Origin of the sequence: Petropleomorpha daqingensis, from assembly GCF_013408985.1 — a bacterium.
Taxonomy (GTDB): domain Bacteria; phylum Actinomycetota; class Actinomycetes; order Mycobacteriales; family Geodermatophilaceae; genus Petropleomorpha; species Petropleomorpha daqingensis.
Genome location: NZ_JACBZT010000001.1, coordinates 3781477 through 3798262, shown reverse-complemented (window position 1 = coordinate 3798262; position 16786 = coordinate 3781477). Strand labels below are relative to the sequence as shown.

General features: G+C 73.3%; 16 protein-coding genes. 6 read left to right on the top strand and 10 right to left on the bottom strand.

The features are described from left to right. Positions 1-53 precede the first annotated feature (53 nt). From GGQ55_RS18830 to GGQ55_RS18815, 4 genes are read left to right on the top strand one after another with little or no spacing between them, the layout of a single operon-like run. On the top strand, positions 54-407 hold the full coding sequence (locus GGQ55_RS18830) for a hypothetical protein (protein WP_179719331.1): 354 nt from the start codon (positions 54-56) through the stop codon (positions 405-407). Continuing rightward, on the top strand, positions 404-1699 hold the full coding sequence (locus GGQ55_RS18825; RefSeq protein ID WP_366489699.1) for an NAD(P)/FAD-dependent oxidoreductase: 1296 nt from the start codon (positions 404-406) through the stop codon (positions 1697-1699). The genes GGQ55_RS18830 and GGQ55_RS18825 overlap by 4 nt, the downstream gene beginning before the upstream one ends. Continuing rightward, positions 1696-3717 carry a DUF1365 family protein gene (locus tag GGQ55_RS18820; RefSeq protein ID WP_179719328.1) on the top strand — a complete coding sequence of 674 codons (2022 nt, stop codon included), beginning with the start codon at positions 1696-1698 and terminating at the stop codon, positions 3715-3717. Before GGQ55_RS18825 ends, GGQ55_RS18820 begins: the two co-directional genes overlap by 4 nt. After that, positions 3714-4571 (top strand): DUF1295 domain-containing protein, encoded by an 858-nt coding sequence (locus tag GGQ55_RS18815; RefSeq protein WP_179719327.1) that lies wholly within the window; start codon positions 3714-3716, stop codon positions 4569-4571. Before GGQ55_RS18820 ends, GGQ55_RS18815 begins: the two co-directional genes overlap by 4 nt. On the opposite strand, the gene GGQ55_RS18810 is transcribed toward GGQ55_RS18815, so the two are convergent. Both GGQ55_RS18810 and GGQ55_RS18805 read right to left on the bottom strand, forming a co-directional pair. Then, positions 4540-6741 (bottom strand): outer membrane protein assembly factor BamB family protein, encoded by a 2202-nt coding sequence (locus tag GGQ55_RS18810; protein WP_179719326.1) that lies wholly within the window; start codon positions 6739-6741, stop codon positions 4540-4542. The genes GGQ55_RS18815 and GGQ55_RS18810 overlap by 32 nt on opposite strands. A 131-nt stretch (positions 6742-6872) precedes the next feature. After that, entirely contained in the window at positions 6873-7232 is a 360-nt protein-coding gene (locus GGQ55_RS18805) for a DoxX family protein (protein ID WP_179719325.1), read from the bottom strand. Between the two features lie 25 nt (positions 7233-7257). Here GGQ55_RS18805 and GGQ55_RS18800 point away from each other — a divergent pair, with 25 nt between their 5' ends. Together GGQ55_RS18800 and GGQ55_RS18795 are read left to right on the top strand one after the other, a co-directional pair. After that, positions 7258-8013 (top strand): sulfite exporter TauE/SafE family protein, encoded by a 756-nt coding sequence (locus tag GGQ55_RS18800; RefSeq protein ID WP_179719323.1) that lies wholly within the window; start codon positions 7258-7260, stop codon positions 8011-8013. 7 nt (positions 8014-8020) lie between these two features. Further along, positions 8021-9259, top strand: coding sequence for an SLC13 family permease (locus GGQ55_RS18795; RefSeq protein ID WP_366489696.1), 1239 nt, complete (start codon positions 8021-8023; stop codon positions 9257-9259). On the opposite strand, the gene GGQ55_RS18790 is transcribed toward GGQ55_RS18795, so the two are convergent. From GGQ55_RS18790 to GGQ55_RS18755, 8 genes are read right to left on the bottom strand one after another with little or no spacing between them, the layout of a single operon-like run. Continuing rightward, a complete protein-coding gene (locus tag GGQ55_RS18790; RefSeq protein WP_179719320.1) occupies positions 9252-9905 on the bottom strand; it encodes a hemerythrin domain-containing protein in 654 nt (217 codons plus the stop codon). The genes GGQ55_RS18795 and GGQ55_RS18790 overlap by 8 nt on opposite strands. Positions 9906-9962: 57 nt before the next feature. Further along, positions 9963-10985, bottom strand: a complete 1023-nt coding sequence (gene nadA / locus GGQ55_RS18785) for a quinolinate synthase NadA (RefSeq protein ID WP_366489694.1) — start codon at positions 10983-10985, stop codon at positions 9963-9965. 19 nt (positions 10986-11004) lie between these two features. After that, positions 11005-12099, bottom strand: a complete 1095-nt coding sequence (locus tag GGQ55_RS18780; RefSeq protein ID WP_179719318.1) for a bifunctional RNase H/acid phosphatase — start codon at positions 12097-12099, stop codon at positions 11005-11007. Beyond that, positions 12096-12836: a zinc ribbon domain-containing protein gene (locus GGQ55_RS18775; RefSeq protein ID WP_179719316.1), complete on the bottom strand. Its 741-nt coding sequence runs from the start codon at positions 12834-12836 to the stop codon at positions 12096-12098. Before GGQ55_RS18775 ends, GGQ55_RS18780 begins: the two co-directional genes overlap by 4 nt. Positions 12837-12845: 9 nt before the next feature. Then, the gene (mctP, locus tag GGQ55_RS18770; protein WP_366489691.1) at positions 12846-14498 is read right to left on the bottom strand and encodes a monocarboxylate uptake permease MctP; all 1653 of its coding nucleotides are present in this window, start codon (positions 14496-14498) and stop codon (positions 12846-12848) included. A gap of 3 nt (positions 14499-14501) precedes the next feature. Next, positions 14502-14798, bottom strand: coding sequence for a DUF3311 domain-containing protein (locus GGQ55_RS27190; RefSeq protein ID WP_179719314.1), 297 nt, complete (start codon positions 14796-14798; stop codon positions 14502-14504). A gap of 3 nt (positions 14799-14801) precedes the next feature. After that, positions 14802-15626 carry a Nif3-like dinuclear metal center hexameric protein gene (locus GGQ55_RS18760; protein ID WP_179719312.1) on the bottom strand — a complete coding sequence of 275 codons (825 nt, stop codon included), beginning with the start codon at positions 15624-15626 and terminating at the stop codon, positions 14802-14804. 14 nt (positions 15627-15640) lie between these two features. Beyond that, on the bottom strand, positions 15641-16744 hold the full coding sequence (locus GGQ55_RS18755; protein WP_179719310.1) for an L-dopachrome tautomerase-related protein: 1104 nt from the start codon (positions 16742-16744) through the stop codon (positions 15641-15643). Positions 16745-16786 lie beyond the last annotated feature (42 nt).

Sequence of the window (16786 nt, the reverse complement as noted above, 5' to 3'; positions counted from 1 at the left end):
CGGCGCGGATCGCGCGCCTCCCGCGGACCCACTTCGAGAAAGGGGACCGCCCCATGCCCGTCCTCACCCGATCGCTCGGGATCGCCACTGCCGCCTTCGGGCTGCTGGAGCTGGCCAAACCCGACCTCTGGAGCAAGCCCACAGGGGTCGTCGGTCCCTCTCCGGCGATGCGCGCCTGGCACCACACGCTCGGCGCCCGAGACGTCGCCTCCGGCCTGGCCCTGCTGTTCGCGCCGCAGGGCGCGCCGCTGCGGGCGGCCAGCGTCTACCGGATCGCCTCGGACCTCAGCGACGCCGTCGGTTTCGGCCTGAACGCTCCGGACGCCGGCCGGCGCGTCAAGGCGGTCGGCGCCGCTGTGGGGTTCGCCGCGCTGAACGCGCTGGCCCTGCGCGTCGACAACCGGTGACCGCCGCGCGCCTGCACCGTCCGACCGCCGCCGTCGTCGGGTCCGGGATCGCCGGCCTGACGGCGGCCTACCTGCTGCAGCGGACCCACGACGTCACGCTCTTCGAGGCCGAGGACCGGCTCGGCGGCCACTCCCACACCCACGACCTGACCGGCTCGGACGGTCACCCGGTCGCGGTCGACAGCGGCTTCATCGTGCACAACGAGCGGACCTATCCCCACCTGATCCGGCTGTTCCGCGAGCTGGGCGTGGCCACCCAGCCCACCGAGATGAGCATGTCCATCAGCTGCGACGGCTGCGGCCTCGAGTACGCGGGCGCAAAGGGCTTCGCCGGCCTGTTCGCGCAGCTGCGCCGCCTCGGCAACCCCACCTACCTGCGCATGCTCACCGAGGTGACGGCCTTCCACCGGGCCGCCCGGCGGCTGCTCCGGCACGCGGACGCGCACCCCGGCGGCAGCATCGACGGCCTGACCCTCGGCACCTTCCTGGCGATCTGCGGGTTCAGCCCGTACTTCGTCCGCCATTTCGTGCTGCCGGTCGTCTCCTGCGTCTGGTCGGCGGGTGCGGGGCTGTCGCTGGAGTACCCGGCGGTCTACCTGTTCCGGTTCCTGCACAACCACGGGATGCTCTCCGTCACGGGTTCCCCGCAGTGGCGGACGGTCACCGGCGGCTCGCGGACCTACGTCGAGCGGGCGGCCAAGGGCCTGTCCGCCGTCCAGACCGGGGCCGGCGTCCGGACCCTGACGCGGCACGCCGACGGCGTGGAGCTGGTCGACGACGACGGTCAGCACCACGACTCCGACGTCGTCGTCGTCGCCACCCACGCCGACCAGGCGCTCGCGCTGCTCGGCGACCCCACCGACGCCGAACGGGAGGTCCTCGGGGCGTTCGAGTACTCCCGCAACGAGACGCTGCTGCACACCGACGCACGGGTGCTCCCGGACGCCCGCCGGGCGCGGGCATCGTGGAACTACCGGCTGTCCGGGTGCGACCGGCTCGGGGACGACGTCCAGGTCAGTTACTGGATGAACCGGCTGCAGGACCTCGAGGTGCCGGAGGACTACCTGGTGACGCTCAACGGCGGCCAGGGCGTCGACCCCGGTTCGGTCCTGCAGCGCATGGTCTACGAGCACCCGATCTACACACCGGCGTCGGTCGCCGCGCAGCGGCGGCTGCCGGAGCTCACGACCGGCCGCACCGCGTTCGCCGGCGCCTACCACGGGTGGGGCTTCCACGAGGACGGCTGCTCGTCAGGGGTGCGGGCGGCCGCAGCCTTCGGTGCCGTCTGGTGAGGGCGCCGGTCCTCTACGACGTCCGCATCGGACACCTCCGGGCGACACCGGTGCGGCGCTCCTTCGAGCACCGCAGCCACCTCTGGCTGGTCGACCTGGACGACGTCGCCGCAGGCGAACTCGGCCTCCCCCGGTGGCTGGCCGGCCAGGCCCGGTTCGAGGCGGCCGACCACGTGGGCGACCCGGACCGCTCGATCAAGCAGAACGTGGTCGCGTTCGCGGCGGAGCACGGCGTGGACGACGTCGCGCGGGTGCTCATGCTCGCGCACCCGCGCGCCGGGGCCGGCCGCGCCTCGCACGTGTTCAACCCGCTCTCGACGCACTGGTGCTACCGGGCCGACGGCAGCCCGGCCTGCGTCGTCGCCGAGGTGCACAACACCTACGGCGAGCGGCACGCCTACCTGCTGCACCCCGACGAGGCCGGCCGCGCGGAGGTGGACAAGGAGTTCTACGTGTCCCCCTTCCTGACCGTCGCCGGGCGCTACCGCATGTCCGTGGCGTCGCCCGGCGAGCGGGTGCGGGTCGCCGTCGAGCTGCACCAGGACGGCGAGCGGGTGTTCTCCGCCTGGGTGTCCGGCACCGGGCGACCGGCCACGGCCGCGCGCGTCGCGGCGCTCGCCCTGCGCCGCCCGCTGCCCGCGCTCAAGGGCAGCGCGCTCATCCGCTGGCACGGCCTCCGGCTGTGGGCCCGCCGCCTGCCCATCACTCCCCGACAGACAGGAAACCGCGTGGCCACCTCGTCCCCCGCCGCCCGACTCGCCGCCCTCGTCACCGAGGTGCTGGGCGACCTGCCGCTGCGCATCCGCGCCTGGGACGGCAGCGAGGCCGGCCCGGCGGGCGCCCCGACCGTGGTGATCCGCGACCGCCGGGCGCTGCGCCGCCTGCTCTGGGACCCGGACGAGCTCGGCCTGGCGCGCGCCTACGTCGCCGGCGAACTGGACGTCGACGGTGACCTCGCCGACGGCCTGTCCCGGGTCTGGGCGCTGGTCCGGGCCCGGCCCCCACGGCTCCCCGGGTGGCGGGACCGGCTGCGCTGGGCACGCGCAGCGCTGCGGCTCGGCGTCGTCGGGCCTCGGCCCGCCCCGCCCGAGGCCGAGGCGGTGCTGGCCGGCGAGAAGCACACCACCCACCGCGACAGCGACGCGATCAAGTACCACTACGACCAGAGCAACGACCTCTACGCCGCCCTGCTGGACGAGCACATGGCCTACTCCTGCGCGTACTTCCGGCAGGACCCGGCACTCGAGGACGGCGACTACGACATCACCGACGCCCAGCGGGACAAGCTCGAGCTGGTCTGCCGCAAGCTGGGCCTGCAGCCGGGCATGCGGCTGCTCGACGTCGGCTGCGGGTGGGGCTCGCTGATCCTCTACGCCGCCGAGCACCACGGTGTGCACGCCACCGGGGTCACCATCTCCGCGCAGCAGCGCGACCACGTCGAGAAGCTGGTCGCCGAGCGCGGCCTGGCCGACCGGGTGACGGTCCGGCTGCAGGACTACCGCGACGTTCCGGTGCCGGTCGAGGGCCGGTACGACGCGGTGGCCTCGATCGAGATGAGCGAGCACGTCGGGCAGGAGCAGTACCGGGTCTACGCGGCGACCCTGCACCGGCTGGTCCGCCCCGGCGGCCGGGTGCTGGTGCAGGCGATGAGCCACCCGAGCGCGCCCGGCGGCGGCGCGTTCATCGAGCGCTACGTGGCCCCCGACATGCACATGCGGCCGACCTGGGACACCGTCGCCATGCTCAGCGCGCCGGGTCTGGAGCTGCGCGACGTGGAGAGCCTGCGCGAGCACTACGACTGGACCGTGTCCGCCTGGGCCCGACGCCTCGAGGAGCGCTGGGACGAGATCGTCGGGCTCGTGGGCGTGGCGGGTGCGCGGATCTGGCGGCTCTACCTCGCCGGCGGCGGGTTGACCTTCCGCGAGGGCCGGATGGGGGTCGACCAGGTGCTCCTCGTCCGGCCCACCGACGACGGCGGCAGCGGCATGCCGCCGACCCGCGCCGGCTGGGCACTGTGAACTGGGCGGCGTTCGGGATCGACGCCGCCATCTGCCTCGGCGTCGTGTGGCTGCTGCTGACCGGGACGTGGGCGGTGGCGCTGCGGGTCGGGCGGCACGCGATCGTCGACGTCGTCTGGGGCTCGGGGTTCGTCGTCGTCGCCCTGGTCTCGGTGCTGCTGGCCCGGGCGCACGACGTCGGGGACGGCGGCCGGCAGGTGCTGGTCGTCGTCCTGACCGCGCTCTGGGGACTGCGGCTGGCCGCGCACATCGCCCGCCGCAACTCCGGCAAGGGCGAGGACCCGCGCTACGCCGACATCGCCGCCCGCGCGACCGGGTCGGTCGCCGCGCACATGTACCGGCGGGTCTACCTGACCCAGGCGGCAGCGCTGTGGTTCGTCTCGCTGCCCGTGCAGGTCGCCGTCCACCAGAACGGTGTCCTCTGGTCGGGCGCGTCGGCCGTGCTGACCTCGGTGGGCGTCGCCGTCTGGGCGGTCGGGCTCTTCTTCGAGGCGGTGGGCGACCGGCAGCTGGCCCGCTTCACCGCCGACCCGGCCAACCGTGGCCGGGTGATGGACCGGGGTCTGTGGCGCTACACCCGGCACCCCAACTACTTCGGCGACGCCTGCGTCTGGTGGGGGCTGTTCCTGGTGTCCGCGTGGTCGTGGACCGGCCTGGTGTTCGTCCTCTCCCCCGTGCTCATGACGTGGACGCTGGCCAAGGGCACGGGAGCGCCTCTGACCGAGGAGCGGATGAAGAGCTCGCGGCAGGGCTTCGCCGAGTACGTGGCACGCACGAGCGGCTTCGTCCCGCTACCGCCGAAGCGGCAGCGGGACCACTCGGTCACCCCGGCTGCTGGTCAAGGAAGTCGCTGACCGAGAAGGTCAGCGGCACGCGTGTCGCGCTGCCGGACAGGTAGGCGCCGACGCCGACCGAGCCGGCTCCCTGCAGGGACGGCGTCGTGTCCGCCGCCGTGACCGTCCAGGTGGACGGTTCGGTGCTCCCCGTCCACGCCCGGGCGCGAAGGGTCGTGGTCCCCGTGCCGGTCACCTGGAGCCGCACGTGCAGCGCCGTGCCCGGCGTGTACCGGAGCCCCGCCACCACCGTCTCGGCTCCGAGGAAGGTCTCGCTCGCACTCGACTTCCGCGCGGTGAGGACCAGTCGCACGGTGCCGTCGCCGAGGAAGCGGGCCCGCAGCCGGTAGTCCTGGTTGACGCCGGTCCGCCGGCCGATCAGGTAGAACGACGCGCCGCCGCCGTCAGGAGCAGCGTTCAGCGAGACGGTCGCCGACATGTCAGCCGTGGACTGCGAGACGGTCGCCAGGTGCGCGGTGGTCGACGCCCCCGCAGCGGTCAGCGCCAGCCGCGCCGTCCCGGGCGACACCGACTGCCGGCTCGCACCGTCCAGCGCCGTCCAGGCACCGCCGACGTCCGCGATGCCGAGGCCGCCGCTCGCGGTGCGCTGGAACGAGTCCGCCGCGAACGTCGCCGGATCGCTCGGCGGCGGAGGCGCGCCTCCGACCGTGACCGTCTGGGTGGTGGACCCGGAGGCGCCGGACCCGTCGGTGACAGTGAGCGTGACCCGGTGGGTGCCGGCGTGCTGGAACGTCCAGGTCAGCTGGCCGGTGTTGTTCATGTAGCCCTCGTCGGAGCTCCATGAGTACGTGTAGACGTGCCCCTCGCGGTCGGTGGAGTACCGGCCGTCGAAGAGCACCGACATGCCGTTGACGGTGGTCGTGAACGACGCGACCGGCGCCGCGTTGCTCTGCGGGGTCGCGAAGACGCGGTAGCCCATCAGCAGGTTCGCGTTGAGCTGCTGGAACAACGTGCCGGAGGCGATGGCCAGCGTCTGCGGGAAGCCGGCGAGATCCTGCTGGAGCGGGATGGTGCGCAGCGGCGTCGACCCGGTGGCTGTGGTCGAGAAGCCCAGGATCCGCTGCCGGACCGTGGTGTCGGTGTCGACGTACTCGCTGTTCAGCCAGACCGTGTCACCGCCGCGGACGAGACCTTGTGCGTACCGCCCGGTGGATGCCGACCACTGCACGTTCCCGGTGCTCGCGGACAGGCGTGCGACGAAACCACCGGCGCCGCCGTGCTTGTTGTACGTCACGAAGATCGTCGAGGCGTCCGCGCCGCCCACCACGACGTCGTCGGTGTCGATGCCGGAGAAGGTCCGCTTCCACAGCGGCGAGCACGTCGCGGCACCACAGCCACCGGCCGGGAAGGCGACGGCGTACCCGTAGCCGGTGGCGAAGACCCGACCACCCGCGACGACCGGTCGACCTTGACCGCCCGCACCGGTCCAGAGGGGGCGCCCGCTGGTGGCGTCGTAGGCGACGAGCCCCTGGCCGCCGGCCGTGTAGACGACGCCGTTCCCGACGGCCATGCCGCCCCAGCCGGAGGAACCGCCCTGGGTGGTCGTGAGGGGTGCCCGCCAGAGCAGCGCGCCGTCGCTGACCCGGTAGGCGACGATCGGGCTCCCGGCGCCGGCCACGTAGACCCGCTGGCCGTCGGTGTACGCCACGCTCGGCTGGGCGTTGCCGGACCACGAGACCGCCGGCGCGGGGAGGTCCGCCGTCCACACGACCGACCGGGTGCCGAGGTCGACCGCGACGATGCCGCCCGGCCGCCCGAAGCCGGAGAACGGGATCAGGACCCGCGAGCCGCTCACGGTCAGTCCCCATTGGTACTGGGCGTTGTCCATCGGGAGCGGGATCGTGCTCAGCGTCCCGCCGGTGACCGGCGAGGTCGACGTCAGGTAGCTCGGCGCGGCGATGCCGGTCGGCGACGTGACGCGCAGCGCCACGCCGTTGACGACGGCGGGCGCGAAGGGCGACGACGAGTAGAGGGGCGCCGACCACGCTGCGCTCACCCGGGGTGCCGTGGCCGCGGTGATGCTGGTCTCGCCCACGTCGTTCGCCGTGTTGCCGGCGTCGCCGTAGGTCGCCGTCCAGGTGTCCGCCGCCGAAGCCGACGCCGGCTGCGCGACGACCGCGAAGCCCACTAGTGCCGCGGCGAGCGCACCGGCGAGGACGACCCGCTTCATGACTTCTCCGTCCCGAGCCGCGGTCCTCGAGCCGGCGGCGCCGGGCGGTGCGGTCGCTGGACGTAAGCACGGCCGGACCCGGCCGGCGGAACGAGATCGGCAGATTCACCCGAGCGGGCGACTGCTCCGACTCAGCGCCCGCGCGCGACCCTCATCGCCGCCGCGATCAGCGGAGCCTGCAGCGGCAGCCGGACCACCGCGGCGGTCATCGGCAGCGGCCGGCGCGGCACCACGCGGAACGTGTGCAGGTGCGCCGGCAGGAAGGCGGTCAGCAGGGCAGCCGCGGCCCAGCCGCCCGACCGGCGGGACGACGGGACGGCGAGCAGCCCTGCGGTCGCCAGCTCGGCCACCCCGCTGCCGGTCACCCACCCGCGGGCGGACCCGAGCTCCGGCGGCACCAGCCACTCGTAGAGACCCGGCCGCACCAGGTGCAGGACGCCGGAACCGCCTAGGACGACGGCGAGTCCGACGGCTCTCCACGGCACTGCCACGGGACCCACCGTAATCTCGGGAGTCGTGTCCGCACTCGACCTGGCCATCGCAGCCGGGGTCGCCTTCCTCGCCGGCGGGATCAACTCGATCGCCGGCGGCGGCTCGCTGATCCTCTTCCCCACCCTGGTCGCGCTCGGGCTGCCCACCGTCGACGCGAACGTCACGAACTCCGTCGCCCAGTGGCCGGGCTACCTGGGCGGCGTCGCCGGTTTCCGCGAGGAGTACGTGGGCCAGCGCGGGCGGCTGATCCGCTTCGGGACGGTCGCCGTCCTCGGCGGCATCGCCGGCTGCGTCCTCCTCCTCACCACCCCGACCGCAGCCTTCGACGTCGTCGTCCCGGTCCTGGTGCTGCTCGCCAGCCTGCTGCTGGCCGTCCAGCCGTTCGTGACCAAGCGGCTGCGCAAGGCCGAGGAGGTCGGCCGCACGCGCGACCCGGTCTGGGTCTACGTCGCGCTCTTCCTCGCCACCGTCTACGGCGGCTACTTCGGCGGCGCGCTGGGGGTCATCCTCGTCGGCGTCCTCGGCCTGGCGCTGCACCGGCTCAAGCTGGCCAACGCGCTGAAGTCGGCCCTGTCGGCGATCACCGCCACCGTCACCCTGATCATCTTCGGGATCTTCGGCCCGGTGCACTGGGGCGTCGTCGCCGTCGCCGCCCCGGCCAGCCTGGTCGGCGGCTTCCTCGGCGCGCGCGTGGCCACCCGGATCCCCTCGACGCCGCTGCGGATCCTCATCGTGACGTTCGGCGTCGCGGTCTCCCTCTACCTGTTCCTCCGCGGCTGAGCCGCCCGTGGACCCATTGGCCCTGGGCGTCTCCGCCGTCGTCCTCGTCGCCGTCCTGGTCGCCGCGGCCGTCGGCAACCCGCGGGTCCCGCCGGCCCTGATCGCCGTCCCGGGCGCCCTCTACCTCGCGGTGGTCGGCGCCATCGGCTGGCCGGACGCCGAGAACGCCGTGGTGGAGATCGCGCCCACGGTCGCCTTCCTCGTCGTGATCCTGCTGCTCGCGCACCTCGCCGACAACGAAGGCCTGTTCGGGTGGGCCGCGCAGCTCACCGCCAAGAAGGCGGGCAGGTCGGCGAAGGGGCTGCTGCTGCGGGTCGTCCTGCTCGCCGCCGTGGTGACGGCGGTGCTGAGCCTCGACGCGACCGTCGTCCTGCTCACCCCGGTCGTGCTCGCCACCGCGGTGCACATGCGGATCCCGGCCCGCCCGCACGCCTGGGCGGCAGGGCACCTGGCCAACTCGGCGTCGCTGCTGCTGCCGGTGTCCAACCTGACCAACCTGCTGGCGTTCGCCGCGACCGGGCTGTCGTTCCTGCACTTCACCGGTCTGATGCTCGCGCCACAGATCGTCGCGGTCGCCGTCGAGTGGGCGGTGCTCCGGTGGATGTTCCGCGACGACCTCGCCGTCGAGGTCGAGGACCCGGTCACCGAGGTGCCACCGGCGCCGGTGCTCGCCCTCGTCGTCGTCGGCGCCACGGTGGCCGGCTTCGCGGTCGCGTCGCTGGCCGGCATCTCCCCCGTCTGGCCTGCGGTCGCCGGCGTCGTCGTCCTGGGGGTGCGGCAGCTGCTCCGGCGCCGGACGACGATCGGCGACCTGGTCAGGGCCGCGGACCTGAAGTTCGCGCTGTTCGTGCTCGGGCTGGCGGTCGTGGTGAGGGCGGTGCTCGACAGCGGCCTCGAGGCCGGTCTGGCCGCCGTCCTCCCCGAGGGCACGAGCCTGCCCGCGCTGCTGGCGATCACCGCGATCGCCGCCGTCGTCGCCAACCTGCTGAACAACCTGCCGGCGACCCTCGCGCTGCTGCCGGTCGCCGCCGCGGGCGGCCCGGGTCCGGTGCTGGCGGTGCTGATCGGCGTCAACATCGGCCCGAACCTGACCTACGTCGGATCCCTGGCCAACCTGCTGTGGCGCCGCGTGATGGGCGAGCACGCCCCGCGGGCCAGCCGGTTCTCGTTCATGGGCGCGGCCACCGTGCCGCTCACCCTGCTCGCCGCGACCACCGCTCTCTGGGTCGCCCTGCAGCTCAGCTAGCGGCGCGCAGCCGCCGCGCGTAGCGGGCGTAGGAGCGCGGCGCCGTCCGCGGGAGCAGCGTGCGGGCGAGCGCCGGTACGTGCGCGAGGATCCCCCGCACCACCTCGGGGTCGCCGTCCTTCATGATCATCCCGACGACGGCCGAGCGCTGCTTCCTGGGGACGCCGGCCATGCCCTCCTGGCCGAGCTCCTCCCACTCCTCCCGCGTCAGCCAGCGCGCGGCCAAGGGCAGGATCTGCTCCTCCTCGGCCGCGAGGTGCTCGTCGAGCAGCCGCGAGAACCGGTCGAAGCAGTCGGCCAGGGGCTCGCGGTCGCGCTCGTGGGCGAAGGTCCGCCAGCGGCCGAGCACCGCCGTCGCCTGCGTCACCTCGGCGTGGATCGCCGCGTGCTGCTGCTCCATCGCGTCGAGCACTGGCTGGCGCTCGGGTTCGATCCGCGCGCGCAGCTTCGGGCAGAGCAGCCGGTCCTCGCCCTCGTGGTGCCGGTGCAGCAGCTCGAGCAGCAGCTGCAGGTGCGCGCCGACCGTCGCCGCGTGCCGCCGGTCGTCGACCCCCACCGCCCGGATCAGCTCAGGTGCCTCCGCGAACTCCCGCCGGAAAGCGCTGTGGACGACGACCATCTCGCGGATGTCGACGGCGGAGGTCACGACAGGCAACCCTTCCGAACCCGACCCGTGCGGGTCAACAGGATCGGTGAGGTCCTTCTACTCCCCGCCCCGGCCCGGCTCGCCGATCGCGATCATCGCCTCGACCGCGGCGCGCGCCCTCGCGGCCGTCTCGGGGTCGACGTCGATCGCACCCTCGCCGGTGCGCAGCGTCCGCAGCAGCTTCTCCGGCGTGATCATCTTCATGTACCGGCAGGCCGCCCGGTCGTTCATCGGGATGAACGCGGTCCCCTCGTTGAGCGCGCGCAGCTGGTGCAGGATCCCGACCTCGGTGGCCACCAGCACCTGCGCCGAGGTCGTCCGCGCCGCCTCCTCGACCATCCCGCCGGTCGACAGCACCCGGGTCCGCTCGGCCGGCAGGTCACCGTGGCTGACCAGGTCGAGCACCGAGGTCGTGCAGCCGCACTCCGGGTGCACGAGGATCTCGGCGTCGGGGTGGGCGGCCACCTGCGCGCGGACGTCGGCCGGGCTGATCCCGGCGTGCACGTGGCACTCCCCCGCCCACACGTGGATGTTCTCCCGTCCGGTCACCCGCTTGACGTGCGCGCCGAGGAACTGGTCGGGGCAGAACAGGATCTCCCGGTCGGCCGGGATCGAGCGGACGACGTCGGCGGCGTTGGACGACGTGCAGCAGATGTCGGTCTCGGCCTTCACCGCGGCGGTCGTGTTCACGTAGCTGACGACGACGGCGCCCGGGTGCTCGGCCTTCCACTCCCGCAACTGCTCGGCGGTGATCGAGTCCGCGAGCGAGCAGCCGGCCTCGTGGTCGGGCAGCAGCACCGTCTTGCCCGGCGAGAGGATCTTCGCCGTCTCGGCCATGAAGTGGACGCCGCAGAAGACGATCTCCCGCGCATCGGTCTGGGCGGCGACCCGCGACAGGTAGAGGGAGTCGCCGGTGAAGTGCGCGACGTCCTGGATCTCGGGCACCTGGTAGTTGTGCGCCAGGATCACCGCCCCGCGCTCGGCGGCGAGCGCGCGCACCTCGGCCGCCCAGGTCTCGTACTCAGCGGCCGACAGGGTGCGCTCGTCGCCGATCAGGGCCGGGACGGAGGTGGCGGTCACGCGCACCAGTCTCGCAGGTTCAGCGCAGGTGCCCGGTGTCGTTCACCAGTCGCACGCTGGTCCGGCCGTCCGAGGACCAGGCCACGGTGCACAGCGACGCCGCTTCCAGGAACACCCGGTGCACGACCTCGGCGCCGGTGCCCAGCCCCGCGGCGAGCAGCAGCTTGATCGGGGTGACGTGGCTGACCACGAGCACCGTCTCCCCGGCGTGCCGGGTCAGGATCCGCCGGCGGGCCCGCGCGACGCGCTCGGCGACGTCGGCGATCGACTCCCCGCCGGGGGCACGGACGTCGGTCGCGGCGAAGAACCGCCGCAGCGCCAGCGGGTTGCGGGCGACCGCCTCGTCGCGGCTGAGCCCCTCCCACTCGCCGAAGTCGAGCTCGCGCAGGTCGTCGTCCACCTCGACCGGCAGGCCCAGCACCTCGGCGGCGGCCGCGGCGGTCTGCCGGCAGCGCTGCAGCGGCGAGCTGACGATCGCGTCGATGCCGCGGTCCTTCAGCGACAGCGCCGCCGCCCGGGCCTCCGCGCGGCCCAGCTCCGACAGCGGCAGGTCGCTGCTGCCACTGAACCGACGCTCCGGCGTGTGCTCGGTCTGCCCGTGCCGCAGCAGGTGGGTCAGCGTCGTGACGACGGGCTGCGGTTCCGGGGCGGGCTGGACGTCGTCCTCGATCGTCACCGGCTCGGCGGCGGCGTCGCGGTGCACCGGCTTGCCGTCCATGGCGCTGTTGGCCAGGGCGTCGGCGGCGCTGTTCTGCGCGCGCGGCACCCAGGTGTAGCGGATCGGGCCCATCCGGCGGGCCAGCTGCTGGGCCTGCAGCGCGAGCTTCTGCATGTCCGGGTGCTTGATCTTCCAGCGCCCGCTCATCTGCTCGACGACCAGCTTGGAGTCCATCCGGACCTCGACCTGAGCTTCAGGGTCGAGGTCGTGGGCGGCCTGCAGGCCCGCGACCAGGCCGCCGTACTCGGCGACGTTGTTGGTCGCGATGCCGACCGACGCCGCCCGCTCGGCGAGCACCCGGCCGGTCTCGGCGTCGCGGACGAGGGCGCCGTAACCGGCCGGCCCTGGGTTGCCGCGCGATCCGCCGTCCGCCTCGACGATCAGCCGCCGGGTCACAGGCCGGACTCGGCCGTGCGGACGAGGATGCGCCCGCAGTTCTCGCAGCGCACGACCTCGTTCGGGTCCGCGGACCGGACGGCAGCCAGCTCCTTGCCGAACAGCTCGATCCGGCAGCCCTGGCACTGCCGCGCCTTGAGCAGCGCGGCTCCGGTGGTCCCGGTCTGCTGGCGGATGCGGTCGTACAGCGACAGCAACGGAGCGGGGATGCCGGCCGCGGCGTCGGCCCGGGCCTTCTCGTGCCGGGCCGTGGCGTCGGCGAGCTCGGCCAGCGCGTCGTCGCGCAGCTGCTCGGCCCGCGCCCGGTCGGCCTCGGCGTTCTGCAGTCCCTCCTGAGCCGAGCGCAGCGCGGAGTCGGCGGCCTCCTGCCGCTCCATGAGCTCGAGCTCCTGGTCCTCCAGGTCGCTCTGCCGGCGGGCCAGCGAGTCGAGCTCGTGCTGCAGCGCCGTCACCTCGCGCGCCGGCAGGCCACCCGCCTCCATCCGCTGCTGGTCGCGGGTGGCCCGCTGGCGGACCACGTCGACGTCGCCCTCCATCCGCTTGACCTCGCGCTCGAGGTCGCGCGACTCGGTCTCGGCCCGCACGAGCGCGGCCGCCAGGGCGCGCTCGGCCTCCAGCGCCGCGTCGACGGCGGCCGCCTCCGGCAGCGTGCGGCGCCGGTGGGCGAGCTGGGTCAGCGCGACGTCCTCGTCGGCGAGGGCCAGCAGGCGCTGCTGGTCGAAGTGGTCGGCCTTCACGCCCCCAACTTATCCGCGACGCACGGCCTCCTCCGCCACCCCCGGCGGGGCGGACTCCAGCGGCTCGGGCAGCTCGCGGAAGGAGGGGTCCTCCCGTTCTGCGGTGTAGTCGGTGTCGGCCGTGCCGTCGACGCCGTCGGCGACCTTCATCGCGCGCAGGATCAGCGTGATGATCACGACGACGAGCAGGTTCACGGCCAGCGACACGATGCCCGGGTAGATCGTGAGCTTGGTGTCGAGGCCGAGCTTGGACAGCGGGAACGACGACCCGCCGAAGTGCTCCTTGATGATCGCCCCGGTCGGGTCCTTCTTCGGGATCTCGTAGAGCATCCACAGGCCGACCACCATGCCCGCGACCCAGCCGGCCACGAGCGCGCCGCGGTGCATCCACCGGGTGTAGAGGCCCAGCGCCACCGACGGCAGAGTCTGCAGGATGATCACGCCGCCGATCAGCTGCAGGTCGATGGAGAACTGCGGGTCGATGAAGAGGATGGCCGCGACGGCGCCGACCTTGACCACCAGCGAGGCGATCTTGGCGACCCGCGCCTCTTCCCGGGAGTCGGCGTCCTTGTGGACGTACTCCTTCCAGATGTTGCGGGTGAACAGGTTGGCCGCGGCGATCGACATGATCGCCGCCGGCACCAGGGCGCCGATGGCGATCGCGGCGAACGCGATGCCGGCGAACCAGCTCGGGAAGCTGCTCTGGAACAGCTCCGGGACGATCGTGTTGCCGTCGGTGCCGATCGGCTTCGTGCCGGCGGCGATGGCCATGAACCCGAGCAGGGCGATGAAGCCCAGCGCCAGGCTGTAGACCGGCAGCGCGCTCATGTTCCGCTTGAGCACGTCGCGGTTGCTGGCGGCCAGCACGCCGGTGACCGAGTGCGGGTAGAGGAACAGCGCCAGCGCGGAGCCGAACGCCAGGGTCGCGTAGCCCAGCTGGCCGGTGGCCGGCAGGATCACGCCCCCGGTGGCGGAGAACTTGTCCGCGGCGGAGTCGAAGATGTGGCCCCAGCCGCCGACCTTCCCGGGGATCACGATCACCGCGACGATGATCGTCAGGTAGATCAACGTGTCCTTGACGAACGCGATCATCGCCGGGGCCCGCAGCCCGGAGTTGTACGTGTACAGCGCCAGGACCAGGAACGCGATGATCAGCGGCAGCTCGGCGGCGAAGCCGGAGCCGGTGAAGCCCATCGACTTGAGCACGGCCTCGATGCCGACCAGCTGCAGGGCGATGTAGGGCATCGTCGCGACGATCCCGGTGATCGCCACGAGCAGCGCCATCGTGGGCGAGCCGAACCGCGAGCGGACGAAGTCGGCCGGCGTCACGAACCCGCGCACGTGGCTGACCGACCACAGCCGGATCACCACCAGGAAGACCAGCGGGTAGATCACGACCGTGTACGGGACGGCGAAGAAGCCCGCCGCGCCCGCGCCGAACATCAGCGCCGGGACGGCGACGAACGTGTAGGCGGTGTAGAGGTCACCGCCGAGCAGGAACCAGGTGATCCACGAGCCGAAGCTGCGGCCGCCCAGACCCCACTCGTCGAGGTGCATGAGGCTCTCCGCCCGCCGCCAGCGGGCAGCGGCGAAGCCCATGACGGTGACGACGAGGAAGAGGAGGACGACGATGACCAGCTCGACGACGTTGACGTCCTTCACGGGTCAGCCCTCCCGGTCCCGGGTGGCCGCGCGGGCGGCGGCCTCCCGCTCGGCCGCGGGGCGGCGGGTCATCCGGTAGACGAGTGCGGTGGTCGCGACGCCGAGGGCGACGAACGCCAGCTGCAGCCAGTAGAACAGCGGGAAGCTGCCCCACTTCGGGTCGACGGCGTTGTACAGCGGCACGATCAGCGGCACGACGATGGGGATCAGCAGCAGCCAGTTCCACGGGCTGCGGTCGCTGCGCCGCGGTGCGGCGTCCTGGGGTCCGGGCGTCGACGGCGGTGTCGAGGCGGTGGCCACGGATCAGCTCCTCTCCTGTTCCACGAGAGCGGTCCACGGATCGGTCCGCCGCGAGGAGACGAGCACCTCCACCCGACCGTCGAGGTCCCCGGAGAGCGTCTCCGCGGCGACCGGCAACCATGGCCACTCCGAGGCGAAGTGTGCGACATCGCACAGCGCCGCGCCTGTCGACTGCTGCCGTTCTGAGACGACGTGGTGCTTGAGGTCGCTCGTCAGGAGGACATCGGCGCCGGCCGCGGTGGCCGCCTCCCACAGCGAGCCGCCGCTGCCTCCGCACACGGCCGCCGTCCGCACCGGACGCCCGAGATCGCCGGCCACCCGCACCCCTCCCGCCGTCGCCGGCAGCACCCGGGCGACCCGCTCGGCGAACTCCCGCAGCGTCGGCTCGCCGGCCACCCGGCCCACCCGGCCGAGACCCTGGCGACTGCCGGGGGCGACCGGCTCGAGCGGCCGGGCGGCCACCAGCCCGACGGCGGCGGCGAGGGCGTCGTTCACGCCGACGTCCGCGGCGCGGTCGGCGTTGGTGTGCGCCACGAACAGCGCGGCGCCGGCGCGGACCAGCCGGTGCACCACCCGGCCCTTGGGGTCGTCGGCGGGCACGCCGTGCACCGCGGTGAGGAACAGCGGGTGGTGGGTGACCACGAGCTGCGCGCCGGCCTCGAGCGCCTCGTCCACGACCTCGGCGACCGGGTCGACGGCGAAGACCACCCGCTCGACCGGGTCCGCCGGATCGCCGCAGACCAGGCCGACGGCGTCCCAGCCCTCGGCGAGCGCGGGGGCGTAGCGGGCGTCGAGGGCGGCGATGACCTCGCCGAGCGTTGCGGTCATGCACCGATCCTGGATCAGCGCAGCCGCACCGGCCCGGCGCCGATCCGGGTGCGGAACAGCGCGTACGGGTAGACGCGCTCGTCGGTGCCGCCGCGGTACTTCTCCTGCCGGTGCAGCTGGTTGGCGGTCACGTAGAGGTGGCCGTCGGCGGCGACCGACATGGTGTCGGGCCAGAGCAGCCGCGAGTCGTGGACCAGGGTCTCGACCACGCCGTCCGGACGGCGCCGCAGGATCGCGTTCTGCTCCCCCGCCGTGGCGTAGATCGTCCCGGTCTCGTCGGTCTCCAGGCCGTCGCCGGCGCTGCCCTTGTCGCCCTCGTCGACCACCTGCGCACCCACCTCGTCGGCCGACAGCGACCGGTCGACCAGCGCGTCGGTCGGGACGCTGTACCAGTGCCGGGAGGCCAGCGGGCAGTACCAGAGCCGGGCGCCGTCGGCGGAGATCGCGATGCCGTCGGCGCCCATCGTGATCGGCTGCCGCTCGCCGTCCGGCTCCTCCTGCTCCACGAACGGCCGGCCCTCCACCATCGGCACGAACGCCGGCGGCTGCTCGGCCGTGGTCGAGGGGTGGTCGCGCAGCGCCCGCCACGACTCCCCCGACGCCAGGTCGACCACGATGATCGCGTTCTCGCCCTGGTCGGAGGAGTCGGTGATGTAGGCGATGCCGCCCTCGCCGCGGCGCAGGTCGAAGCGGACGTCGTTGAGGTAGGTCGTCTCCAGCGCCGTCTCCCGCGGGAACACGATCGTCTGCACCACCGTGTCGGTCGCGAGGTCGACGCAGACCAGCTTCGGGCCGCCGACCTTCGTCGGCTGGAACATCGGCGAGCCGGTGTCGAGCACCCAGAGCCGGTCGGCCGGGTCGACGACGATGCTCTGCACGCTCACGAAGGCGGTCTCGTCGTCGTCCCCGTCGGGGCTGTTCCACGTCTGGTCGGGATAGGGCACGACCTGCCCGTCGCGGAGCTCGCCGACGGTGAACCGGACGTCGTCGCCCCACTTCGGGAAGTTCACGAAGATCCGCCCCGCGTGCGACACGGAGACGCCGGTGGGCATCGGTCCGTCGGCGAAGGCGTGCACGAGCTCGAGGTCGCCGCAGGGCGCATCTGTGACCAGGTCCATGGGGCCTGCGTGCCCGAGCCGGGTGGAACCCAACCGGGGTGG